Source organism: Streptomyces nanshensis, from assembly GCF_001751255.1.
GTDB classification, from domain to species: domain Bacteria; phylum Actinomycetota; class Actinomycetes; order Streptomycetales; family Streptomycetaceae; genus Streptomyces; species Streptomyces nanshensis_A.
Genome location: NZ_LJGW01000377.1, coordinates 158,924 through 182,125, shown reverse-complemented (window position 1 = coordinate 182,125; position 23,202 = coordinate 158,924). Strand labels below are relative to the sequence as shown.

Genomic DNA, 23,202 nt, shown 5'->3' with positions numbered 1-23,202 from the left:
CTCCAGAGTGGGCCCGGTGCCGACCTTCAGATGTCCAGTCAGCAGGTCGGCACCGGGTACCCATCTCCCTTTTGACACGTAAAACTATACCATTGATGAGGTAGATTTACGCTGGTCAGAGTCCATATTTTACTTGTTCATGGGGTGTCATTGTTGTGAGGGAGGAAGCCAGTACGGCTCCCCGTCCTCGTCGTAGCCGTCAGGTTCCGGAGCGCCGACGCGATCCATCCGCCGGCGCGTCAGGTACCGCTTGTAGTCCTCGATCGTGAACGGAAACCAGTACGGACGGGCAAGCTCGTCGTGGCCATCCTCCTCGGGGAAGTCGAGTTGGTGGCGGGAACGGATCGGCGCGATGGAGGCCCCCTCCCATCCCAACTCCGCCGCGACGTGCGGTAGGTACATCCGCCTCAGGCCCTCCGGACGCGGATCGACGGTGGGCTCGAGCGGCAGCCACCGCCCCTGTGTGCGGCCGACCAGTTCCTCGACGAACTCGCCCTTGTCGTTCAGGAAACCCACCCCCTTCGCGAACGCCTGGACGACCTGACGCGGATACCGCGGCCGCGGCTGGGCCAGTTCCGGCAGCGGCACCTCCATAAGGGCCGCTGTCGCCTGCAGGGCCGAGGGGATGGCCGGCGCTTTGCCGTTTCTCACGGCTCCCTTGTGCCACCGTTGCGCTGTCTGCCGGCTCACCCGGTACTCGCGGGCGATGTCGGCCAGGCTCAGTGAATCCTCGGGTTGGTGGTAGAACAGCGTGCTCCTGTACCAGTACGGCCGGTCGAGCTCGTCGTAGCCGTCCGGCTCAGGAAGACCTCCCTTCTGGGTCTGCAGCTCGGCGGCCGCGTGATGCTCATACCAGCGCCGGCGCTTCTTCGGTCCGGGCTCCACTGTCGGATAGAGCGGCATCCTGCTCTTGCCCTCCCCGCGCACCGGCCGGCCGAAGGCGTCCCTGAGCCCCACGGCCTGGGCGAACGCGTCCACGACACGCCGCGGGTAGCGAGGGTCGTCGCCGGCGGCCTTGGGCGTCTTTGCCCTCATGGCCTTGGCCACCGCTTGCAATGCCGGCGGGCTGTCCCCTCCGCCTTCGTGCCACCCCCGCACTGTGCTCACGTCCACGTCCAGCTCGCCGGCGATGTCCTCCAGACTCAACGAGTCCGTTGTACGGGCCATCCACTCCTCCTGTGTCACGTAAAACTTGTCAATTGACGAGGGTACGCCAAGGAAAGTTGACATTCGAACCCTGTGTGGTCCGGCGGCTACGCTCGATCCGTATTTGCCGACCTCACGGCAGGGGGTTCAGCGCGCCAGAGGCGCGCGGATCCAGCAAGTCCCGCTTCTGGAAGGCTTTTCGCCATGCCCGTCACCCGGCTTCAGTGGGAGGACCTCCCCCTGCCCGCCCAGGATGCGGTCGAGGAAGTGACCGGACCGATTCATCGGGCCGAGACCGTCTCCGGGGGCTACAACAGCGCGATCGCAGCACGCTTGGACACCGAAACGGGCACCGTGTTCCTGAAGGGACTCCCCGCCAGCCACCCCCGGGCATGGACGCAGCGGAGGGAAGCCGAAGTCGCAGCAGCAGTGGGAACCCTCGCGCCCCGGTTCCGCTGGCGCCTGGAGACGGCCGAGTGGGATCTCCTTGGCTTCGACTTCGCCGCGGGGCGGCATGCGGACTACGCTTCCGGCTCTCCCGACCTGGCGCTCCTGGCCTGCACGCTTACCCGCCTCGCCGAGATCCCCGCCCCTCGAACGGAACTCAAGCGCGCAGAGGAGCGCTGGGCGTCCTACCTTCCCGACGCGGACCACCGCGCTGCCCTGGCCGGCCAGTATCTGGCGCACACCGACTTCAATCCCGAGAACGTGCTCATCACCCCAGGAGGAGCCGGACAGCAGGAGAGAGCGCTCATGGTGGACTGGGCGTGGAGCACCCTCGGTGCCCCGTGGCTGGATCCCGCGCTGGCGTGCGTCTGGCTGGTCTCCACGGGGAAGCAGCACCCGGGCGCAGCCGAGAAGTGGGCGGCCCGCATGCCGGCTTGGCGCGGAGCACCATCTCACGTGCTGACGGCGTTCGCCGAGGCCAACGCGAAGCTCTGGACGGAAATCGCGGACGAAAGCCCCGGGACCTGGTCCGCCTCACTGCGCGACGGCGCACGGCGCTACGCCGCGTACCGGAGCAGAAGCTGAGGCGCGAATGTTCTCCCTGGTGGCCGACGGGCGCGCCGATGCGGGCGACTTCGACCGGGGGTCAGATCCCGTTCTCGACTGGAGGAGGGCAGCTGACGCAGCTGTCTTGACGTGCGTCCCGGCCACGGGAAGACGAGCCGGGAGAAGGGCTTGTCCAGGACATCGCCTGGCGGCAGGTGTTCGTCGGGGGTGCCTGCCGGGTGGACGGTCATGGGCGGGTAGCCCTCTTCGCGTACGTGCTCGTCCCAGTCCCGTACGCATGCGGCGAAGCGCTCGGCCAGGGCCGGGCCGGCCGGGCCGTAGGCATGGATGTAGAACTCGTGGCGGCTGTCGGCGGGCTTCGGCGCGTGGTGGATCTTGATCGGGGTGAAGTAGGCGAGGGAGCCCTCCGCGGTGATCGCTGCGACATCCTGCCGGGCCACCAGGTCCGAGCCTTCCGGGGCAGCCAGGCGGCAGAACCCTGGCAGCACGGTCGCGGCGTAGATCTGCAGGGTCTCGAAGCTGTACTCACCGGGCAGCACGACGCCGGTGGCGATCTCGTGTCGGGGCCCGCGCAGAGCCTCCTCAAGTTCGCTGGTATCGGCATCGGTGGGGAGCCCGTCCTCCCACCGCATCGTGACGGCCCCGTCGGCCAGGTGGACCGCGGGGGCGGTACGCGCAGCTGCGCCGCGGTCCCGTACGAATCCGCAGTATGTCCAGTGCTCGGCGTGCAGGACGTCACCACGGCAGACCAGAGCGATGGATCGGGCATAGCCGCCGATCTCCAGCGGCACGACCAGGCGCGCGCCGTCGGCCAGTTGGCCACGCCAGGCTGGAGCGACGTCCGCCGCGTTGTGGGTGATGATCACCCCGTCGAACCCACCTGCCGGGACGTAGGCGGGTGCGCCGAGGCTTCCGTCACCGAGGACGGCGGTGACGCGGCCGCTGCCGGCCTCCGCACACAGCCGCTTGGTGCGGTCCACCACGCGCGGGTCGACGTCTACGGTGACCACCCGGCCGCGCTCTCCGAGGACGTGCGCGAGCAGTTCGGCGTTGTAGCCGCCGGATCCGACTTCCAGCACGACCATGCCCGGCTCCAACTGGAGCTGTTCGATCATGTCGGCCTGTGTCCAGGCGGCTGAGACCGAGCTGACCGCAGCTCCTGTGGAATCGCGGGCGGTCACGACATAGTGGTAGTCGTCGTAGGCCTCCTCCAGAGGGGCCTCGGGCAGGAACCGGTGGCGGGGAACTTCCCGCAGCGCGGTCTGAACTCGCGGGGAAGGCGCCCAGCCTCCAGCGATCACGGCCTCCGTCATCCGGGCGCGCAGCCGCGTGGCCGCGGCCGGCTCGCCGGGCACGGGCGGGCCGGCGCAGGAGCTGGGGTAGGAATGGACGGGCGGCAGCCCCGGCAGGACGCCCGGCCACACCGCGTTCAGGGAACTGCGCAGACGGCGCGAAGATCCGACCGAGCGTGGCCAGGGTGTGCGGGTCGTGCCACTCCCACCGTGAAAACCGGTGCGGCTCCGGCAGGCCAAGTTCGCCGCGCCAGCTGGTGACGCGCACCACGGCGGAGATGCGGCGCACGTCCCGGTTGTCATCGTGCAGGATCGTGAGGAGGTGGGCGTCGCCCTCGTGGGCGGTCAGTCCGGTCTCCTCGCGCAGTTCCCGTACGGCCGCGGCCGAGACGGCCTCCCGGCCGGCGACACGTCCGCCCGGCAACTCCCACATACCGTGCGGTCCGTGGGTGGAGCGGCCCAGCAGCACCCGCCCCGACGCGTCGGTGACCACCGCCGTCGCGCCGAACACCGCCCCGGGAATCGGGCGGCCCTTCTCCGCCGCGGTGAAGGAGGCCCCCGTGTGCGGATCGCGGAGCACGAGCACCGCCAGTCCGGCGGCGTCGTACCGCTCCGCTGTCGCGAAGCTCTCCGTGAGCAGGGCGAGTTCGTCCTCGTCCAGGGCGATGTGCCGCCGCGTCTCGGGTGTGCGCGCGGCAAGGGGGGTGATGACGACGAGCGCGCCGCCCTCCCGCAGCCGCGCGCCCAGAGCGTGCAGTACGCGGGTACGGTCGCGCACGAAGGCGATGGCGAGCCGGAGGCAGACCAGGTCGTAGCCGTCGGGACAGAGGCCGGCCGGGTCGCCGTGTTCGATGTCCATGCGCAGCCAGCGCACCCCAGCGGTGCCCTCGCGCATCTCGCGGGCACGGGTGAGGGCACCGTCGGCGAAGTCGGCGGCGTCGACGCTGTACCCGAGGTAGGCCAGGTAGGAGGCGAGTTGACCGGTGCCGCAGCCGACGTCCAGCGCCCGCCCGCCCTCGGGAGCTGGGACATGCTCGGCGAGCAGGCTCTTCTCCTCCTCGCCGAGCGGTCGGAACCCGCGGCCGTCGGCGTAGTGCGCAGACCATTCGTTGCGGGTGTATCCCACAGATCGCTCCTGGTTGTGATGGGGAGGGCGTGCTACGACAGGTCACCGGGGGTTGCAGGGTTCGGCGACGACTCCCGCCAGGGCTTCGTTCCAGGCGTCAACGTCCCCGCCCGGCGTGAGGAGCGGCGCCACAGGAGCGTTGAGGTACTCATACTCGACGAGGTAGAGGCCAGCGGTGCCGGCATGACCGGGGAAGAGCTCATTCAGGCGGTGGTTGACAGCTTCCGGTGCGGCGTCGTCGGCGCTGAGGAGCCGTCGCGCGAGGATCTTGCGGTTCCACACGTCCAGGCCGAAGGAGGCGGTATCCCGGGACGCGTGCGAAGCCATGATCGCGGCGGTGTAGGGGCCAACGCCTTTGATCTGCTGGAAGGTCTGCTCGAGATCGTGGGCGGCCGTCAGTTCCTCGGCGGGGTAGTCACGGAAGAAGGCTGCGAAACGGGGGAGGGTCTTGGCGCGGTAGCCGAGGCGGTCCTGCTCCTTGAAGATCTCGGCGGAGACGTGCGCAATCTCGGCGGGGGTGAACCAGGCTCTGAGGGTGATGCCGTCGAAGCGGACGAGCTGCCCGTAGTGGGTGAGCAAATTACGGGTCATCTGGGTGGTGCGGGCGACGGTGACGTGCTGCAGGAGCAACGCAACTACGGCGATCTCGAAGTGATCTTCGGGGCAGCTTTGCCGCATGCCGGACAAAGATTCCAGCGGCCCCCGCATCGTCGGCACGTCGGTGGCCAGTTCGATGAACTGGCTGAGGTCCTCGTCCAAGCCGTAGGAGGCGGTCAGCCGGCGTGCTAAGTGGTCCCGGTGTTCGGGTTTGTAGTCACCGTCGGTGTAGACCTCGGCGATTACGAGCCGGTTCTCCGCGTGCATGCGAACCCCGGTGACGAGGTCGTCGACTCGAAAAGTGCGCCAGGAGCGGCTCGCGGTGTGCGCCTCGAGTCCGGTGACGTAGTGGGACGGTTTCCAGGCAGTGTGGAGGAAGTTGAAGGGCCCGTCACCGGTGACGGGTAGTTCGAGAGTGTCGGCGTGGTCGAGCTGTCGGAGGGACACGTCTTGCTCCTGGTTCGGCTTCGGGCCAGTCCTGATTGCCGTGGTCATGGTTCGGCTCCGACTACCGGCCAGGCGTCGACGCGCGTGACCCTCATGCGTACGTCCCCGCTTCACTCCCCCTTCGCGCTCAATCTGCAGGGGCACGCGGGGGAAACCGGACCTCTGTGAGTGAAGGTCACGGTCGGGCGGCGAGGACGTCTCGGAGTTCACGAGCGGCAGGCTCGCGGTGGTACTGGGCGGGGATAGAGCGATACAGGTCAACCGCGCGCGTGCGGGTAAGGCCAGTGCGCCACCCGGTCGGTAGATCGTGCAGAGCTGCGACGGCCATGCGGCATGCCTGAGCGGTGTCGCCGTCTCGATGCTCGCAGACAGCTGCGTCGATCCGGAGGAGTCCGCGGGTCATGGTGCTGGTGGGCGCGGTCAGTTCGAGCGCCCGCGTCTGGCTTTGTCGAGCTTCCTTGGTCTTGCCGAGGATGGTGAGGGCGTGCGAACGGTGTACGTGCTGCTTCTGCTCCGGAAGGCCGAACCAGGTGTCTGCCCGCTCTGCGGCTGGAAGGCTATCGGAGAGCTTCTCGGCTTCGGTGAGGGCCTGGCGGGCTCCCTCGCGGTCGCCGGCCAAGGCATGCGCGCGGGCGGCGACCGACGCGGCGAGGGCGGCCGAGGCAGTCTGGGCTGTGCCAGCCGCTCGGCGGGCATTCTCCGCAAGTTCTGCCGCTTGCCGGGGAGCCCCGAAGTTCAGCGGGACCATTGCCTCACGGGCGTAGATCCACGCGCGGAGTGAGCGGTCTCCAGATTCGGTCGCAGCCTGTCCAGCCGTGTGGAACCAATTGCGGGCCTCGCGGCGGTCGCCGAGGTCGTGCAGCACTACGGCGGTCATGCCGGCCATTTGCCCGGCCACCCGGCACAGACGGGTGCGCGCCGTGGTGGACAGCGGGCGAGTGAGGAGGTCGCCGATCTCGTCGAAGTCTGCCGCGAGTTCGCCGAGGAGGTCGGCAGGGGCTCTGCCGGCATAGCCGTAGCTGTAGGTTTCAGCGGCGGATTCCAGGTCTGGCAGATTGGCAGGAGCGGTACTCGCAAGTGACCGCTCGAAGTGGTTGCGGGTGTCGGCCAGGCCGATCATCGCCTTGCCGGTCAGGCCAGCGGCGAGAGCGCCCCGCAAGAGTTCACGGCGCTTCATCGGGTCGTCTCCAAACTCGTGTGCGGGGCTGCTGTCCTGCGCGGGCTCCTCCCAGGCTCGCGCGGCGAGACCGAGAAGGGAACCCGGGATCCGCATGCCGTCGGCGATGCGCTCGATGGTTTCCAAGGCAGTCACAGTGGCTTCGCCTCGGGCGATCTTGCCCGCGCGCTCCGCCTTCATCTCGCACGCCTCGCTGATGCGGTAGTAACTCAAGCCCCCCTCCTCATGAACGAGAGCGAACAGAGGTGAGAAGTCCCGGCGCTGGAGTGCAGCCCGTACGGCGCTGCGGGACAGGAGGGGGCGCGTCAGTTCGGCGGGTGACGGTTCGCCGGATGCCTGCGGTAATCCCATAAGTACCTCCTGCGAACAGTCTGACGCGGGAACGGCTCGACCGTACCCCCACGGTGGGCGCCCACCGTGGGATTACGGCCATCCCGTCGGGCGGCTTGACTGAGTGCACGCTCAGAGGCCGCACGGGCGGATCAACTCCCGTGCGGCTGAGTGAGCGTCACGTTGTGACAACCACCTGGAGGAACCATGTACGAGACCGCCGAGTACGTCACGCCCGAACTGAACGAGCTGGGCACGGTCACCGAGGTCACCCTCGGTTCCGCGGGCAACGACAACCCGGACGACACCCAGTACTGGCAGTGACACGCCGCCCTCCCGGGGGCGTGCGCAGGTGAGCGAGCGCCCGGAACGCCGGCCCCTGGCCGGGGGACCGGGCGCTCGTTCCATGAACAGCACGAGCACACGAGTGACAACCAACGGGAGCGGAGTGGCCATCATGCGATTCATCGCCGGAACATTCCATACCGGACAGGGCAGTTGGGCAGCTCGCACGTGGCGGCCGCGAGCGGCGCACACCGTCTGCGACGACGAGCCGGTAGAGGTCTGGGCGACAGGGTACGGACAGGACGAGATCCGTCGCTGCACGAGCCACAGTGACCGAGCAGAGGTACTGACGTTCGGCTGCTGTCTGGCGACCCGCCAGGAACTGGCCACAGCTCGGGAGTTGGCTGCTCACGGGACGTGGTCGTCGCCGATGCGGCTACCGGGTTCCTACCTCACCGTGGTAAGGAACCACACCGAAGTGCGCATAGCAGGCGACCGCGCCGGCACCGTGACCGTGTACTGGCTGCCCGTCGGAGACGGAGTGCTCTGGGCGACAGCGGCTGCACCGCTGGCCGCGTACGCGGAGGCCGACCCCAACCCGGCCGTGCTGATGGCTACGTTCACGGTGCGAGGCGTTGACGTCCTCGCCGAGGACAGCCACTTCCACACCGTCCGTCGCGTGCCACCCGGACACGCCCTCGTCGTGGAATCCGGCCGAGGACCGCGGACTGAACCTGTACCGGTGCCCGCCAGGACCCAGAGCTTCACCGATGGATCCTCGGACGTACGGGAGACCATCACCACAGCGATCGCCCGGCGAGCGGCCCAGTTCGGCAGAATCTCCTCAGACCTCTCCGGCGGCGTCGACAGCAGCACCGTCACCAGCCTGGCAGCCGCGCGCGGACCGCTGTTGGCCGTCACTTACACCGACGCGCACATGGGCGAGCAGGACGACATGCTCTACGCCCAGCGCATCGCCCATGACCATCAGCAGATCACCCACAAGACGATCCACGGCGGCCGGGCAGGCGTGCAGCACTTCGACGCACTGGAAGACCCGGATCTCGTGCCGTTCACCGATACGCCTTCCTTCACGCTCGGCCTGCTTGCCATCAAGGCGACGCAACTCGCGCCAGCTGCCGCATACGGTTCCCGAGCGCACCTGACTGGACGTGGCGGTGACGACGTCCTGGACGGGGTCGCGACGATGGTTATCGACCAATACAGAGCCGGACACCGCATGGACGCGCTTCACCGCACAGCGGCGTTCGCCCGAACCAGACGCGCTGCACTGTGGCCGGTGCTGCGGCAGGCAGCCCGCACTCAGCGAGCTGGCTACCCCCGGGCCCTTGCCGCCCTGGCGGACTCTATCGGCACCGTCGCCGGCTTCCACCGGCTCGGGACTCCGGCGGCGGAGATGCTCACCTGGTGCGGTGCCACTGCCGGCGCGCCGTGGCTCACCCCCGCCGGGCGCTCCGCTGTCGCCGAACTGGTCACTGCCCGCGCGCAGACCGCCGACCCGGACACCGCTCCTGGTGTTCTTCACGAGCGGCTCGCACTGGAGTTGATGGGTGACGGCCATGCCACCTTCGACTACATCAGCCGTCACCAGTGGGGGCTGCCCATCCACGCACCGATGCTGGACAACCTCGTCGTGGACGCCTGCCACGCGATCCCCGGCTACGCCCGTACGCAGCCTGACGATTTCAAGCCGCTGGCCCGCGCCGCCTTCACCGGAGTGGTCCCGGACTACCTGTTGCAGCGGCGCACCAAGACACCGTTCACCGGAAGCCTCTACGCCGGGCTGCGCGCCAACGCCCCTGCTCTGCGCGGCATCCTGAGCAGCTCTCGCCTCGCCCAGACCGGGCTCATCGATGGATCGAAGGCCTTGGCAGCACTCGAGGGTGCAGTGCGAGGAGAGCCGGCGCCTCTGGCCGCCCTCCACGGGCTGATCGTCTCCGAGCTGTGGCTCGCCGCGGTTCGTAGCGCACGCAGCAGTTGGTGGGAGCAGGTCACCCCTCAGAGGCAGGAGGTCACACGATGAAGGATCGTCCCGGCGTATACGCCGCAGCCAGTCCCCACGGACTCGCGCTCATCGACATCCGCACAGGCCATGGGAAGTGGCGGTTCCTTGACCCGGTCGGCTCCCAGCTGTGGCAGAAGGTGAACGCTGGCGCGAGACCGGCCGCAGCGGTCGACGCTCTCGTCGCGTACTGGCACAGCAAGGGCGTCGACCCCGAACGAGTCCGCACCGATCTCACCGCTCTCGCCACCGACCTGGAACGCCTCGACCTTCTCCACGCCGTTTCACCCGCCGTCGAACCTGACGCCACGCACGTCCGATTCGCCGCGACGACTCATGGCGACCTCACTCGGCAACTGGCTGGCCACGCCGGACTGCTCCTCGCGCTCGCCCTGCTCCGGTGCCTGCCCATCCGCATCGCCACCACAGCCGCCCGCGCCGTCACCCGGCTTCCGGGCCGGGCGGCCTTGCCGCTGGAGGCCGACGCTGCCTTCGCTGCCGTACGCCGAGCCGCCCGCTACTGGCCCGGGCGCGCCGCCTGCCTCGAAGAATCACTGGCCGCCTTCTTCGCAGCTGCCCTCACCGGACGACGCGTGAGGTGGGTACTTGGGGCACGCTTCACCCCACAGGGTGCGCATGCGTGGATCGAAGCCGGCAACGCAATCATCGGACAGGACGAGAGCGACCGGGTCTGGCCCTACGTTCCTGCACTCACGGTGGAACGTTCGCACTGAGATTCGCCACCCTTCGCCACCGCATCCAGCCGTACCGCCCGATCGGGTGACGCGTTGCGCAGGATGTGACGAACACCGAGCACCGCAACAGCACCCGCGAGGAGTCCTCAACCCGTCGCCCCAAGCGGCGCCTTCACGTGCCGTGGCGCCGTCGCCGGCATGCCCGAAACGGCGACGTGATCCCCCATTACACCGTCAGCGCCGAACGTCACGATGACGCGCTCGCTGACGACTTCACCACCATCGCGCGTCGCCTGCCGGCTCTCACCGCGACCGCAGTACGTCTTGCCTGGGACGCTGACCGGCGAGCCTTTCTCCTGACCGCCGTCCTGCAACTGGCCACCGGTTTGCTCACCGCCGTCGCTCTGTACGGCACCCGCGGCGCCCTCCGTCCCCTGTTCACCGACGGGCCGCTCATGGACCGCCTCACCGCAGCACTGCCGTCACTCGCACTGATCACCGCGGCCGCGATCACTCGATCATTCATCAACGCCACCACGCTGGCCGTCACCGCACGTCTCGGCCCCCGCGTCGACGCTCTCGCCGAACTGCGCTATCTCAACGCCGCTACCCGCGTACCGCTCGCGGCCTATGACGATCCCGCCTGGTGCGATCACAGCGAAGCGGCGAATCGAGCCTCCAAGGACGCCCACCTCATGGTCGACGCCCTCGCTGCGGTCACCGCAGCCCTCATCGGCCTGGTCGCTGCTGCCGGAACGCTCGCCACCCTCCACCCACTCCTGATGCCTCTGCTCCTGCTCGCCGTGATCCCTCGCGCAGCCGCAGCGATCCGAAGCGCACGTGCTGCTCACCTCGCCGAGCGGCACACCCTCGCTGACCGCCGACTCCGCCACACCCTCATCTTCAACACCGCCGGGCGGCCCACGGCACTCGACGTGCGAGCAGCCACCATGCGTTCATGGCTCCTCAGCCAGTTCACCACCGTCACTAACCGTCTTACCGACCATGCCGCCCAAGTCGGCCGGACCACCGGCCGCTACCAACTATTCGGCGACACGATGGCCGGAGCAGCAGCACTCGTCGTGTACGCGACGTTGCTGTGGCTCGCCACCGCCGGCCACATCCCGCTCGCTGCTGCCGGGACCGCGGTGATCGCCACACAAGGCAGCAGAATCTTGCTGAGCGAACTGGTCACCGGCATCAATACCACCTACAAGACGGGCCTTTACCTCGGCGACTGGGCCACGTTCCTCACCGACGCCGAACGGCGCGCTCAACTCCCCAACGACCCCGTACCGGTTCCCGCGCACCCAGCCGTCATCGCCACGCACGACGTCACCTTCCGCTACCCCGGCAGCGAGCAACCCGCGCTGGAGAACATCAACATCGCCCTCCGCCAAGGCGAAGTCCTGGCCATCGTGGGCGCGAACGGCTCGGGGAAGTCAACCCTCGCCAAGCTCCTCGCGGGCCTCTACGCCCCCACCCAGGGCAAAGTCACCTGGGATGACGTGGACCTCACCACTGCCGACCCCGAACAGGTCTGGTCCCGGCTCGCCATGCTCCCCCAGGACATCGCCCGCTGGCAGGTCACTGCCCGAGAGAACATCACCCTCGGCCAAGGCGACGGCGACGAGCAAGCCGTACTCACCGCCGCAAAAGCAGCCGGTGCCGACGACGTCCTCGCTCAACTGCCTCACGGCCTCGACACCAACCTTGCACCGTCGCAATGGGGCGGCCGCGATCTATCCGGGGGCCAATGGCAACGCCTCGCCGGCGCTCGCGCCTTCTACCGCAGTCACGCGCCCCTGCTGATTTGCGACGAACCCACCTCCGCCCTCGACCCGCGCACAGAGGAAGCGGTCTACGACCGCATCCGCTCCCTCAGCACCGGCCGAACCGTGGTGCTGATCACCCACCGGCTCGGGTCCACGCGAGCCGCCGACCGGATCGTCGTCCTGGACGCCGGACACGTACTGGAAGAGGGAACCCACGAAAAGCTGCTGGCACGAGGAGGCGAGTACGCCACGATGTGGCGGGCCCAGGCCCGCACTTACACCGACAATCCTCAACCGTGAACCGGCTCATCGGCATTCTCGGGTGGCGCGTGGGTTCAATCCGCAGCCCAGACCAGACGTCAGACGCGGCAGGCGTGGATGCGTGTGGCCAGGATCGCGTGTGCCCCGACGTCTTCGAGCTGGTCCATGATCTGCTGGGCTCGGTCGGCTTCGACCATGGCGCGGACCGCGACCCAGCCGGCACGGTGCAACGGGGAGACGGTGGGGGACTCCAGCCCGGGGGTGAACTTCACAGCTGCCTCTACATCCTCGGCCCGGATGTCGTAGTCGATCATGACGTACGTACGGGCGACACGGACGCTCTGAAGGCGGCGGAGGAAACGCTGGGCAGCCTCGTTGCTCTTGGCGCCCGCCGGGCGCACGACGACGCCCTCGGATTCCATGATCGGGTCTCCGAAGGTCACCAACCCGAGGTGACGCAGGGTGGCGCCGGTCTCGACGACGTCCGCGATGGCTTGGGCGACGCCGAGCTGAAGGGAGGTTTCGACGGCTCCTTCGAGGCGGACGACGGACGCATCGACGCCGTGGTCGCTCAAGTGCTTGGCGACGACGGTGGGGTAGGAGGTCGCGATGGTCATCCCCCGCAGGTCCTCCACACTGCTGGCAGTCCCCGGGTCGGCGGCGAATCGGAAGACGCTGCGGCTGAAGCCAAGGGGCAGGACTTCCTCGGCGGGGGCGGCGCAGTCCATCAGGAGGTCCCGGCCGGTGATGCCGATGTCGAGCTTCCCGGAGCCGACGTAGACGGCGATGTCGCGGGGGCGCAGGTGGAAGAACTCGACACCGTTTTCCTCGTCGGTGATGACAAGTTCCTTGCCGCTGGTGCGCTGGCGGTATCCGGCCTCATGGAGCATCGCCGTCGCTGGCTCGGAGAGAGAACCCTTGTTGGGGATGGCGATGCGGAGCATGTGCAGGTCCTTCGTGATGCGGTTCGTTTCGTACGGGCCCATGGTGTCAGACCCTCAACCGAGAGTGATCGTTTTCTGGCCGGGCAGCAGACGCGCGTGCTCGGCGACTGCCTCGTGCTCGGTCAGCGAGGCGATGTGATCGATCAGGCCCCGCTCCGTGGTGCTGGTGGGCGGTCGTCGCCGGAGGGCATGGTGGAGTTCGCTGAGCAGCTCACGCTGACGCCCGCGCCGGGTACGCCTCATGGGGTCATGCAGGACGTGATGCAGGATCACGGCCTTGAGGTAGGCGGCCTCGGCGCGCGCACTGTCCGGCACCACCAGCCCGGCTCGATACCGGGTGAGCGCTGGCTCGCCGTACCGGGTACGCGTTGCGACGACCGCTTCGCGGATCAAGCGGCTGGTGAGCTGCTCGACGAGAGCGGCCAGACAGGAGCGGGCGCCTGCGGTGCCGTCGTAGCCGCGGGCCGCGAGCGTAGCGAGGGCCGGCATTGCGGCCAGCCGAGCGGCGGCCTCTTCCACCGCGTCGCGGGACTGGCTGGTGAACCGGCCGACGGCGAGATCGGCGAGGGCGGCGCGTTCCTGCCGGTCGGCCAGGACGGCGGGTCGCAGGCGGCGTGCGCGCAGCGCATCATCCACGTCGGACACGGCGCTGGCGACGTCGTCGGCCCAGTCCATGATCTGAGCCTCGAAGCACAGCTGCCGCTCGGGCGCGGTCAGCCGCATCCACGTGAAGTGGTGGGTGTCGTCGTCGTAGACACCCCATTTGCGGCTGCCGGCCATCCGCGGCCAGGGGTATTTGCAGGTCGCGTCCAGCGCCGCCCGGGTCAGGTTAAGACCTTCCGTGCCTGTGGGGCCGGGCTCCAGGCGGGTGAGGATGCGGAAGGTCTGGGCGTTGCCCTCGAACCCGCCGACGGGCTCGGCAAGCGTGTGGAGGGCGCGTTCGCCGTTGTGACCGAAGGGTGGGTGCCCGAGGTCGTGCGCGAGGCCGGCGAGCTCCAGCAGTAGAGGATCGGCTCCCAGCGGCGTCCCGATGGCGTGTGCCAGGTGCGCGACCTCCAGCGAGTGGGTAAGTCGCGCCCGGGGTGCCGGGCCCTCGCCCCGGTCCAGGACTTGCGTCTTGTCGCTCAGGGAACGCCAGGCCACCGAGCGCACGATCCGGGCACGATCGACCGCGAACGGGCTCCGGTCTTCCTCCTGGCGGTGGCGTTCCAGATCCGCTGCGTCGTAGCCGCCCGGCGCGGTCACAGCTCTTCTCCGTCCTGGCAGCTGGATGCGAAGAGGGCATCGAAGCTGTCGGGGGAGAGGTAGCGGCGGTAGAGGGGGTCGCTGCGCAGTTCGGTTCGGCTGCGGCCGGTGAAGGCGGCCTCCAGATACATCAGCCGTCGCAGCCACCGTGCGTGAATCCAGCGTTCGGTGATGTCCAGCGTCTCGTCCGGAGCGAGGTCGCGGAGGGCGTGGGTGTTGATCAGCCGGTTGGTGTCCAGGAGCCGTAGCCGTCCGCCAGTGTCCACGGCGAGGTTCTGGAAGCGCTCGTCGATGATGTCCGGCAGAAGCGTCGGCTCGTGACGTGCGGCGTAGAGCAGACCGCGGGTGAGGAAGAGGAACCTCTCCATCTGCGCAGCGCTCAGCGGACTCATCGCGTGCCGGCGGACGCGGTTGAGTGGAAGTGAGGAGTCGACCTCGACCCAGGCTTTCACCAGGCGCGTGTCGGATATGTGCGCCCGAGGGCCCGGGAGGAAGAGCCGCTGGAGCGGCACCAGGCCCGGTATCGAGGCGTAGGTGCGCCGGAGGTAGACGTACTCGCGTCGGACCTTCTCCGGCGTCAGCTCTGGGCAGTCCGTGCGGAACAGCTGAAGGCAAAAGCGGCTCCCGGGACGGCGCCAGACCTCGCTGTGCTCGCCGTCGCCGACCTTCTCGAACCCTGGCGGCGGCTGGCGACGCAGCCCTCCCGTGCTCACGCCCCGGCCTCCGAGCCCGGAGAGAGGCGCAGGAGGGCGTCGTCGGTGGCGAGTGCGTCGGCTCCCAGCCGCTGCGCGCAGGCGAGGGCCTGCGCCGCCGTCTCCACCAGCGGTTCGCCCGGGCCGTTGAAGGAGGTGTTGAGCAGGACCGGCGGATGCCCGTCCGCGGTGAGCTTCTCCAGGACCGCGGTGACGAAGTCCTCGTCGCCCGGGCGGAGGTGCTGCGGTCGGGTCGTTCCGTCGGCGTGCCGTACGGCCGGGAGCGCCTCGCGGCCCCTAGCCGTGAGGTGTGCGGCGCCGATCATGTAGCGGTCCAAGTGCCCGATCGGCGACCAGAGTTCCGGCTGCAGGTGGGTCACGGGCCCGAACGGCCGCCACGGTTCGCGGCGCTTGAGGGCGTTCATACGGTCCCGCATCCTCGCTTCGACCGGAGAGGCGAGGAAGGAACGGTGACACAGCGCGCGCGGCCCCACCTCGCTGCGGCCCCGGCAGACGCCCACGATGCGGCCGTCGGCGAGCAGTTCGGCGACGCGGTCCACCTCCAGGTCGTGCACCTTCGCCCCGGCGAGTCCCTTCGGCAAGGGACCGGGGTGCCCGCCGGTGTAGGGCGAGAGCAGCCTCGGCTCTCGTGGGGCGGCGAGGCACCAGGCGGCGCCGAGCGCGACGCCGGCATCGTGCGGAACGGGCGGCACGTACAGTGGCTGCGGCAGGCGGCCGTTGGCGGCGCAGTTCAGGCCCACGCCGCCGGCGATGCACAGCTCCTCTATCCCGGTCAGCTCCCGAGCCTGTCGCGCGAGCCACCCCATTACCTGCTCCACCGTGGCTTGGGCTGCCGCGGCCACCCGCACCGCCGCGGGGTCCTGGTCGAGGAGTGCCGCGGGCTGAGAAGGTCCGTCAGTACCGGCGAACTGCACGATGCGCTTCCGCCACCGCCGGTGCGTGGAGTAGTAGTCCTCGGCTGGATCTGTGCCCAAGGCGGAGATCAGCCCGTGCTCGCCGGCGCGCAGCCAGCCCGGAGCCGGTATCTCCCCACCGGGTGTGCCGTATGCGGCCAGGCCCATGACCTTTCCGGCACCGCGGCGGCCCAGCCCCAGCCACTCGCTGGCTGCTTCGTAGAGGTGTCCCAGGCTGTAGACCTGAGGCCAGCGCTCCACTCGCACGAGCGGGTGGCCCCTGCGGGCGCGGTAGAGGGAGATGCACTCGTCTTCGCCGTTGCCGTCGGCGACCAGGACTGCGGCCTGCTCGTAGTCGCTGGCGTAGAAGGCCGATGCGGCGTGCGCCTGGTGGTGGGCGATGAACTGCATGTCCGGCAACCGCGTGCCGTGAAACCCGAGTTGGCCCAGCAGGTGACGGGGGCTGTCGAAGTGCCACGGGCTGCCGGCTCGGGCGCTCATACGCGGCTCGTCCCAGCCCACGGCCACGACGTCGACCTGCTGGGGCGTGATTCCTGCCGTGCGCAGGCAGTGAGCCACCGCAAGCGCGGGAGACTTCACGCCCGGAGAGTGCCGCACCCGCCGCGGCCGTTCCTCCTCGACGAAAGCGAGCACGGTGCCATGCTCGTCGACGAGACAGACGGCGGGATCGTGGAAGATGCCGATACCGGCGTTGACACCGAGGATGTACGTCATCGCGTGCTGCTCCCTTCGAGCAGAGGTGAAGCGACGGGGACGGTGAGTGCGGCTTCGTAGCCGTCGACCATCGCGTCGAGGGTGAAGCGCTCCGCGCTTCGCTGGCCGCCTTCGGACAGCCGCGCGTGCAGCGCAGCGTCGTGGAGGAGCTCCTTGAGCGCGTCCGCGAGAGCGGCTGGGTCCCGCGGTGGAATCAGCAGGCCGGACGTCCGGTGCGAGATGTACTCCAGCGGCCCCCCGTGCCCGGTGGTGATTACCGGGGTGCCGGCGAGCATCGCCTCGATGTTCGCGTAGCCGAACGGCTCAGGTTCCCGGGAGGCCAGGACGGCAACGTCCGCCGCGGCGTAGCAGGAAGCCACTTCCGTCGGGTTGAGATCGTCGAGGAGGAACACCGTCTCCTCCAGACCCCACCGGGTGATCGCGCGGGCGAGGTCCTCCTCGTAGTGGGGAGCACGGGAGTCGACCAGGCCGGCGCCGTTGAAGACGAACGCCACCTTCTCCAACAGGCCGCGCTCCTTGAGGAGCCGCGCAGCGTCAATGACGTCTTCGTGTCCCTTCCACGCGACGCGACGAGCCGATACGAGCACGATCCGCGCATCGCCCGGAATCCCGTTGCGAGCCCTGACGCGAGCGAATGCTTCCTCGGCGCGAGCACGGCGCAGCCGCTCGCGGAAACCGCTCAGGTCAAGCCCGTTGTGCACGGTCTGCACCATCGAATCGGGAACACCGGCGCGCAGGAGCCCAGTCCTGATCGCATCGGACACCGCGATCAGCCGCATAGCGGCTCCCTCGGCGGCTCTTCGAGCGAGGTAGCAGAACCGGCTCTCGGCCTCGGCCGCGTCGTGCACCACGCCCACCAGATGGACGTCCGTGTCGACGAGGCCGAGCTGGTGCGCCTTGAGCACGGCGACGATGGGGTTGGTGTTCTGCAGCAGCACCACCGGTGCGGCCGCAGAGCGGATCGCCAGGGCATACTGCCCGGCGAGAGCACGCCACACCGGATTCGCCGGATCCTCGACCGTCTCCTCGTAGAAGTGCCGCACCCGCTGTGCGCACTTGCCGCCTGCTCCCGGTGCGTTGAGGTACTGCGGGAGCCGCGTGGCGACCTGTTGCAGCTCCACGACGTGGCCCTCGGGCGTACGGAGCCTGCCGTCGAAGCCGGCGACCTCGGCGCCCGTGTACGTCACCGTCATCCGCGTGCGCGGGTGACGTGTCAGCAGACCATGAAGCAACTGGTGGGTGTGCGTGACCAGTCCGGTCTCACGGACGGGCTTAGCTACTCCCGTGTCCAGCAGCGTTCCTCGCACGTCGTAGGTGCACATGTGTAACAGCGGCGGGAAATCAGGCATCGTCGGCTCCTCCAGTGCTTGAAAACTGGCCTGACAGCGTGACGTTGGAGCCGTCTCTCCCGGCCGGGACAACACCACCGACCGGGAGAGACGGATGGAACGGGCCCGCACGGGGAGGCGGATGCGGGCCGGGACCGTCCCGGTGAGGGGGACGGCGTCTGCGAACCGGCTCACTGAGAGTCCGGCGGCTCCACCGGAGTTGCGTCCTCGGCCACGGCTGCTTCCGGCACGGGGACGGAGGAAAGCGTCGGTGGCGGGGCTGCGTTGATGTTGATCAGAGCCGCAGCGGTCCCGGCGGTCATGAGCACGTTGAGTGTCACCACGGAGATGCCCGCCAGCACGCCGGTGCGCTCGGGAGTGTGGAGCCGATGACGCCCAGCCGCGGAAAGGTCGGCAAGGAGAGAGGGCACGCCCATGGAAAGTCCTGTTCATCTGCGGAGCGGGTCGGTGGTTCTGTCCTCGGTGGCGGAGGGATCGCCTGGAAGGTGCACCCTGGTGCTGACGTCGAGATGCGCATTTCCCGGAACGGTGACTGACGGTAAGTGCTGTCGCACGCAGAGGTGTTCACAGCGGTGAACCCATCTCGCGAGCCAAATCGGCAGCGACGGTCCGCGAAGGCGCGAGGCGGTGCGTTGCGCACTTCCAACGCCGTTTCCAGCAGCCGACAGGACGGTCGCGGCTCCTTCAGGCGTGTGGGCCCTCTCGCAGATGCTCGACTGCGAGGCCCGGATTCCCGTCAAGGCGAAACCCGATGGCGAAGGTAGGCAGGTGCGCTCGAGTAGTGTTCCCGCTAGGCGGCGACGCTGTACGCGCACCTTCGAGATGGCGCTGCGGTCGCGGCCGGACGGAGAACCGTTCGGCAGGAGACCCTCGTGACCGTCAGACCGTCACAGCGAGAGCCCGGCACGATGAGCCAGACCTCGCAGATTCCGAGCAGCATGTGCGGGCAGCTGCCGGTCGGCGAGGACTTCGACGGTGTTCCTCACCGGGGCGCTGGTGTGGATGCGCTGGGGCGCGATCTTCTCGGCGGTCAGCAGAGCCGCGACCGCCTCGGTTTCCCGGCCTCGCAGGTGAGCCAGAGATCGTCCCAGATCGGCGTGGAAGGCTGCCTGCCGTCCGGGGGCCTTTGCAAGTACCTCGGGATGCACTTCGTCTCCGGCGGTGACGGCTTCACCGTGCAGGCCGAGATCCGTATTGAGGCTTACCTGATGGATTCCGACGTTGGTGGGGCCGAAGTTCAGGTGCCACGCCTGCGTCTCGCCGGTGCGGCTGGCCAGCTCGGCAGCTTCGTCGAGATGTCCGACGACTTCCTCAGCGCAGGCATTCCCGGGCCGTTGCCGGTCCTGGGTCAGCGAGGTAGCGGAGATCAGGTGGAGTTCACCGAGCAGAGCATGGGCGTGAGGGCTTGAGAGGTGTGCTTCCAGGACACTGGCGGCATGGGTGGCCTGCGCCAGGGCCTGAGCGGGACTGCCGGCCGACATCAGCACGTGAGTATGGAAAAAGCCGGACAGGGCCGTGTAGATCGGATCGTCCAGCTCCGCTATCACCTCGGCGGCGCGGGTCACCGCGATGAACGCCAAATCGGTGTAGCCGAGGTTCTTCAGCAGCAGAGTGCAGGCAGGGTGGTAAGCGTCAGCCAGCAGCTTGAGCGTTGCGCTGCGGGTGGCGCCGTCGGCGACTGCGGCCGCGGCGTGCAAGTCGGCCAGCAACGTCGGCAGCTTGATGGCGAGGGTGTCGTATTCGGCTGCGTGGTAGAGCCGGCTGGCTATCTCCACCCGGTCAGCCAGCACCGATACTGGAGCCTGCGGCGGGCGGCGGTCCGGCGGGGTGGCCAGGGCGAGGCTCATCAATGCCAGGCGTAGGCCCGGGATCGCCTCGTGGGCCGCCCCCGCGTGCGGGTCCACTGGCGCGAAGGGCTGACCGGTCAGCTCGGAGGGTGCGATCTGAAGAGCCTCGGCGAAAGCAGTGATGAAGCTGGAGCGATCCAACAGCCGCTGGCCGTTCTCCACCATCGACAGGTAACCGACCGACACCCCGGCCACACCCGCGAGGTGACGCAGACTCATACCGCGCTGGCGACGGGCCGAACGTACACGTATGCCGATCCGCAGGGCCTGCTCTTCGTCCATCGCTCCGCCTCAACTCCCGCTTGCCACCCGTAGCGTAGAGCGATCCTCCCGTCTCGCCGGCATGGCCTCCAAGCTGGACGCCATCACCGCACCCCGGCCCGCTCCGCGAGATGTCGCGCAGCTGTGGTCTGGGCGGCGGTGCGGTCTATGAGCGCGGCTACCAGGTCCCGGGCAAAGGGGTCCAACCGCAGACGCAATGGTGCTGCCCCCTCAGCCTCGAGAAGCCGGACCGTAGCCTGATCAGCGCGATCTTGTCGTGCCTCGGCCGCCGCGGCGACCAGCAGCAGGCTTGAGCGGTGAGCACTGCAGAGAGCGGCCTGTCCTGCCGAGCCAGCATGGTCGGCGGCCTCGGCAGCGTCGCCGAATTCGAAGGCAACGACGGCCCGAGCTGTAGCCACCAACGCTGACTCCCGCGCACTCGCAGCCCGTTCGGTGGCCGATGCAAGGAGGCGTTCGGCTTCCGGGCGGCCTCCGGTCATGGACTGGGCAACGGCCGCCAGCGCCAGCAGTTCCGAGTACGCTGCTGCATCCTCGAACTGCTCGGTGCGGGCCAAGGCGTACTCCGGCAGTCCAAGGGCGATCAGTAGCCGCAGCTCCTCGACCAGCACCGGCAGTGGCTCGGTTCCGGGCTGGGAGGCCCGGTGCAGCAGCATCCAGGCCAGGTCCTTGTAGCCCAAGCGACGCAGCAGCCCGGCGGCCAACGCATGCGCCTGAGCCCGCCATCGTTCCGCCTCCTCGCGCCCGGGGCCGACAGTTGCGGGAATTGCACAGTCGGACGCCTCGATCAGTTCCGGCAGCGTGAGCGCGAGATGATGCTCATCCCCTGCAGCATCGGCCCGTGCCGCGGACCGAGTTCGCTCCGCCAGCTCTTCAACCGGCACAGCACGGCTGCCGGGAGTTTCGCATCCACGCCGACGGAACAGGCTGCGTCGCAGGTGGAAGGCGACCGCCCGCACCGTCGCGTGCTCCGCCCCGCGCGGTGGGTACGGCTGCCCGGTCAAGTCGGCAACATCCAGCCGCAAAGCGGTAGCAAGCTCCGTAAGTCGGCTCCGGCGGTCCATCCACTCCACGCCGGTCTCCAGACCGACGATGTACTCGAGCTCAAGACCGGTGAGGGAGGAAAGACCCTCTCGATTCAGTCCCCGGTAGCGGCGCCAGGAAGCCAAGCGGGTACCAACCGGTCCGCCGGTGCTCGTCCCATCCAGCTCGTGCGTCACCAGATTGCTCGCATACCCGCTCGCCTGCGCATTGCCCTTCGCAGCAACACTAGTCACACCGCTGAAGAGCGAGCGAACCGACAAGTAAGACGTCAGGCCGCGACACCCCCGACAGCCGGTTGTTTCACATGCCCCACACCACGTGGGCCAGTTCGTCGGCATCTTCGTATGAGCCACCATGCTCAGCTGGGGGCTCTGCGGCCGCGGGCGGGGCCGCCCGATCGAGTCGCGTGCCATGCCACGTCTCCATCGCCGCGTCGGACATGAGGAGCGGTTCCCGGCACCCGGCGGTTGACGTCCTGTCGCAGGCGTGGTCGCGGTCGCTTCGGGTCCTCGGGGCGGTCTCGTCGACCGGGCCGAAGACGATCGGGTCAGCCGGCTTGTCCATGTCTCCTCCGTTCGATGGGGGCGGTCTCGTCCTCCCGCTGGCTGGATGGCACCGCCAGCGGGCTACGAGCAGCGGGCGCGCGCTGGGGGATGGCGCCGGGCGACTTGGTGCGGGCGGGTCGCCCGCGCAGGCGAAGGGGGATTCGGCCGGCGGCGACGGGTTCATCTCGCCGCAGCCATCGACCCATTCGGTCACGGACGTCGACCCCGCTCGGTGCGCTTGCGAAAGCCGAAGGGGCCGGGGAAGTTGACCGACGTCGTGCGGGTGCCGTTGCTGCTGATCGTGCGCCGTACGGGCGTGCCGTCGCCGAACGTGACGGAGACCGACTTGCGGTTCACGTTCAACCGGAGGCCGAAGGGAAGCGGGAAGCTCTTGCGGAAGGTCCAGGGCATGTTGCTGCTCCTCGTTCATGGGCTGGGCGGTTGGGACGGATCTGTTCGGTGGCCGGGACCGCTTGTCGACGGCGGAGGCCGTGCGGAAGCTGTCGTCAGGTGAACAGGGCCGTCAGCTGCTGCTCCCGGGCGGGGTCGGGCAGCTGCGTGTGATGGCTGCCGGTGATGAGCTGGACGGCCACGTGGTGGGCTCCCGCTGCCCGGAGCGCGTCGATCCTGTTGCGGATCTGGTCGGTGCTGCCCCAGGCGTAGAGGCTGTCCACGAGGTGATCGCTGCCGCCGTCGGCCAGGTCGGCCGGGAGGAAGCCCGCACGACGCCATGAGCGCCGGTAGTTGCTGAGCTGGAGGTAGATCTGGAGGTCCTGGCGGGCCAGCTCGCGGGCGCGCTGGGGGTCGGTTTCGAGGACGACGCCGAGCTCGCAGGCCAGGAGGGCATCGCCCAGCCGCTCTCGCATGTGGGAGACCTGATTGACCGTGACCAGATACGGCAGCGCTCCAGCAGCCTCCTGGCGTGCCAGATCCAGCATCTGCGGTCCGAGTGCGCCCAGGATGCGGCGTTCCTTCGGGACGCCGGCCTCATTCAGCGCGTCCAGGTACTGCGCCATGACCTCGCAGGGAGAGTGGTAGGCAGGCGTGGTCTCCTGGTGACTGACCCCCAGACCGAGCAGGATCCGCCCGGGATGCTGTTCCTCCAGCGACGCGAAGCGGCTTGCGGTGACCTGCGGAGTGCAGTCCCAGATGCTCTGAATCGCCGTGCCCACCGTCACCTGCGGCGTGGTGGCGTCGAGGATCGCTTCGGTCTCCCAGAGCACGCTGCTGCCGCCGAGCCAGATCGTCTCCGCACCTGCGGCCTCCCAGCGCCGTGCGGCGGCGGCCTGCTCCGCAGGGGGCCTTCGTCCGATGCAGCTGAGGACGCCGAAGTCACCCAGTTCAGTTGATATCGCAGTGTTCATGCTGTTCCCACCTGTTCATTGAAGTTCATCCGTTACCGGCACATTGTTCGGAGGGCGGCTGTGGATACTGCGCGCG

The 23,202-nt window shown here is 68.8% G+C and carries 19 protein-coding genes and 1 pseudogene; 5 read left to right on the top strand and 15 right to left on the bottom strand.

The features are described 5' to 3' along the window. Positions 1-147: 147 nt before the first annotated feature. On the bottom strand, positions 148-1,146 hold the full coding sequence (locus AN218_RS23165) for a hypothetical protein (protein ID WP_141747677.1): 999 nt from the start codon (positions 1,144-1,146) through the stop codon (positions 148-150). Positions 1,147-1,350: 204 nt separating this feature from the next. On the opposite strand from AN218_RS23165, the gene AN218_RS23160 reads away from it, so the two are divergent. Next, positions 1,351-2,178, top strand: a complete 828-nt coding sequence (locus AN218_RS23160; protein ID WP_070018822.1) for a phosphotransferase family protein — start codon at positions 1,351-1,353, stop codon at positions 2,176-2,178. Here the strand turns inward: AN218_RS23160 and fxlM are convergent. The 4 genes and pseudogenes from fxlM to AN218_RS23145 all read right to left on the bottom strand — a co-directional run bounded on the left by fxlM (position 2,151) and on the right by AN218_RS23145 (position 7,012). After that, positions 2,151-3,584: a methyltransferase, FxLD system gene (gene fxlM, locus AN218_RS38915; RefSeq protein ID WP_070018821.1), complete on the bottom strand. Its 1,434-nt coding sequence runs from the start codon at positions 3,582-3,584 to the stop codon at positions 2,151-2,153. The two genes, AN218_RS23160 and fxlM, sit on opposite strands and share 28 nt — an antisense overlap. 103 nt (positions 3,585-3,687) lie before the next feature. Beyond that, a pseudogene (locus AN218_RS38910) lies at positions 3,688-4,578 on the bottom strand (NUDIX domain-containing protein); the annotation flags it as partial. Between the two features lie 42 nt (positions 4,579-4,620). Continuing rightward, on the bottom strand, positions 4,621-5,670 hold the full coding sequence (locus AN218_RS23150) for a DNA glycosylase family protein (protein ID WP_107421542.1): 1,050 nt from the start codon (positions 5,668-5,670) through the stop codon (positions 4,621-4,623). Between the two features lie 127 nt (positions 5,671-5,797). Continuing rightward, positions 5,798-7,012: an NsdA family TPR-like regulatory protein gene (locus AN218_RS23145; RefSeq protein ID WP_244900611.1), complete on the bottom strand. Its 1,215-nt coding sequence runs from the start codon at positions 7,010-7,012 to the stop codon at positions 5,798-5,800. 324 nt (positions 7,013-7,336) lie between these two features. Here AN218_RS23145 and AN218_RS35635 point away from each other — a divergent pair, with 324 nt between their 5' ends. The 4 genes from AN218_RS35635 (at position 7,337) to AN218_RS23130 (ending at position 12,207) form a co-directional block, all read left to right on the top strand. After that, positions 7,337-7,453: a lasso RiPP family leader peptide-containing protein gene (locus AN218_RS35635; RefSeq protein WP_107421541.1), complete on the top strand. Its 117-nt coding sequence runs from the start codon at positions 7,337-7,339 to the stop codon at positions 7,451-7,453. 133 nt (positions 7,454-7,586) lie between these two features. Continuing rightward, positions 7,587-9,458 (top strand): asparagine synthase-related protein, encoded by a 1,872-nt coding sequence (locus tag AN218_RS23140; protein WP_171908771.1) that lies wholly within the window; start codon positions 7,587-7,589, stop codon positions 9,456-9,458. Next, a complete protein-coding gene (locus AN218_RS34780; RefSeq protein ID WP_079132485.1) occupies positions 9,455-10,171 on the top strand; it encodes a lasso peptide biosynthesis B2 protein in 717 nt (238 codons plus the stop codon). The genes AN218_RS23140 and AN218_RS34780 overlap by 4 nt, the downstream gene beginning before the upstream one ends. 65 nt (positions 10,172-10,236) lie before the next feature. Further along, positions 10,237-12,207 (top strand): ABC transporter ATP-binding protein, encoded by a 1,971-nt coding sequence (locus tag AN218_RS23130; protein ID WP_141747676.1) that lies wholly within the window; start codon positions 10,237-10,239, stop codon positions 12,205-12,207. 59 nt (positions 12,208-12,266) lie between these two features. Here AN218_RS23130 and hisG read toward each other — a convergent pair whose 3' ends face one another. The 10 genes from hisG to AN218_RS23080 form a co-directional block, all read right to left on the bottom strand. Continuing rightward, positions 12,267-13,112 (bottom strand): ATP phosphoribosyltransferase, encoded by an 846-nt coding sequence (gene hisG, locus AN218_RS23125; protein WP_070018851.1) that lies wholly within the window; start codon positions 13,110-13,112, stop codon positions 12,267-12,269. 54 nt (positions 13,113-13,166) lie between these two features. Further along, the gene (locus AN218_RS23120) at positions 13,167-14,357 is read right to left on the bottom strand and encodes a deoxyguanosinetriphosphate triphosphohydrolase (RefSeq protein WP_070018816.1); all 1,191 of its coding nucleotides are present in this window, start codon (positions 14,355-14,357) and stop codon (positions 13,167-13,169) included. After that, positions 14,354-15,070 carry a hypothetical protein gene (locus AN218_RS37000; RefSeq protein ID WP_070018815.1) on the bottom strand — a complete coding sequence of 239 codons (717 nt, stop codon included), beginning with the start codon at positions 15,068-15,070 and terminating at the stop codon, positions 14,354-14,356. Before AN218_RS37000 ends, AN218_RS23120 begins: the two co-directional genes overlap by 4 nt. Continuing rightward, complete coding sequence (locus tag AN218_RS23110; protein WP_070018814.1) at positions 15,067-16,698, bottom strand: carbamoyltransferase C-terminal domain-containing protein; 1,632 nt, start codon at positions 16,696-16,698, stop codon at positions 15,067-15,069. Before AN218_RS23110 ends, AN218_RS37000 begins: the two co-directional genes overlap by 4 nt. Further along, positions 16,695-18,047, bottom strand: a complete 1,353-nt coding sequence (locus AN218_RS23105; RefSeq protein ID WP_171908770.1) for a glycosyltransferase family 4 protein — start codon at positions 18,045-18,047, stop codon at positions 16,695-16,697. Before AN218_RS23105 ends, AN218_RS23110 begins: the two co-directional genes overlap by 4 nt. Positions 18,048-18,217: 170 nt before the next feature. Continuing rightward, positions 18,218-18,463 (bottom strand): hypothetical protein, encoded by a 246-nt coding sequence (locus AN218_RS36995; RefSeq protein ID WP_171908769.1) that lies wholly within the window; start codon positions 18,461-18,463, stop codon positions 18,218-18,220. Positions 18,464-18,934: 471 nt separating this feature from the next. Then, complete coding sequence (locus AN218_RS23100; protein ID WP_070018812.1) at positions 18,935-20,176, bottom strand: helix-turn-helix domain-containing protein; 1,242 nt, start codon at positions 20,174-20,176, stop codon at positions 18,935-18,937. An 83-nt stretch (positions 20,177-20,259) separates the two neighbouring features. After that, the gene (locus AN218_RS23095; RefSeq protein ID WP_070018811.1) at positions 20,260-21,393 is read right to left on the bottom strand and encodes a DNA-binding protein; all 1,134 of its coding nucleotides are present in this window, start codon (positions 21,391-21,393) and stop codon (positions 20,260-20,262) included. A 579-nt stretch (positions 21,394-21,972) separates the two neighbouring features. Beyond that, positions 21,973-22,173 carry a DUF4236 domain-containing protein gene (locus tag AN218_RS23085; RefSeq protein ID WP_070018809.1) on the bottom strand — a complete coding sequence of 67 codons (201 nt, stop codon included), beginning with the start codon at positions 22,171-22,173 and terminating at the stop codon, positions 21,973-21,975. Between the two features lie 95 nt (positions 22,174-22,268). Then, the gene (locus AN218_RS23080; protein ID WP_070018808.1) at positions 22,269-23,126 is read right to left on the bottom strand and encodes a TIGR03620 family F420-dependent LLM class oxidoreductase; all 858 of its coding nucleotides are present in this window, start codon (positions 23,124-23,126) and stop codon (positions 22,269-22,271) included. Between the last annotated feature and the right edge of the window lie 76 nt (positions 23,127-23,202).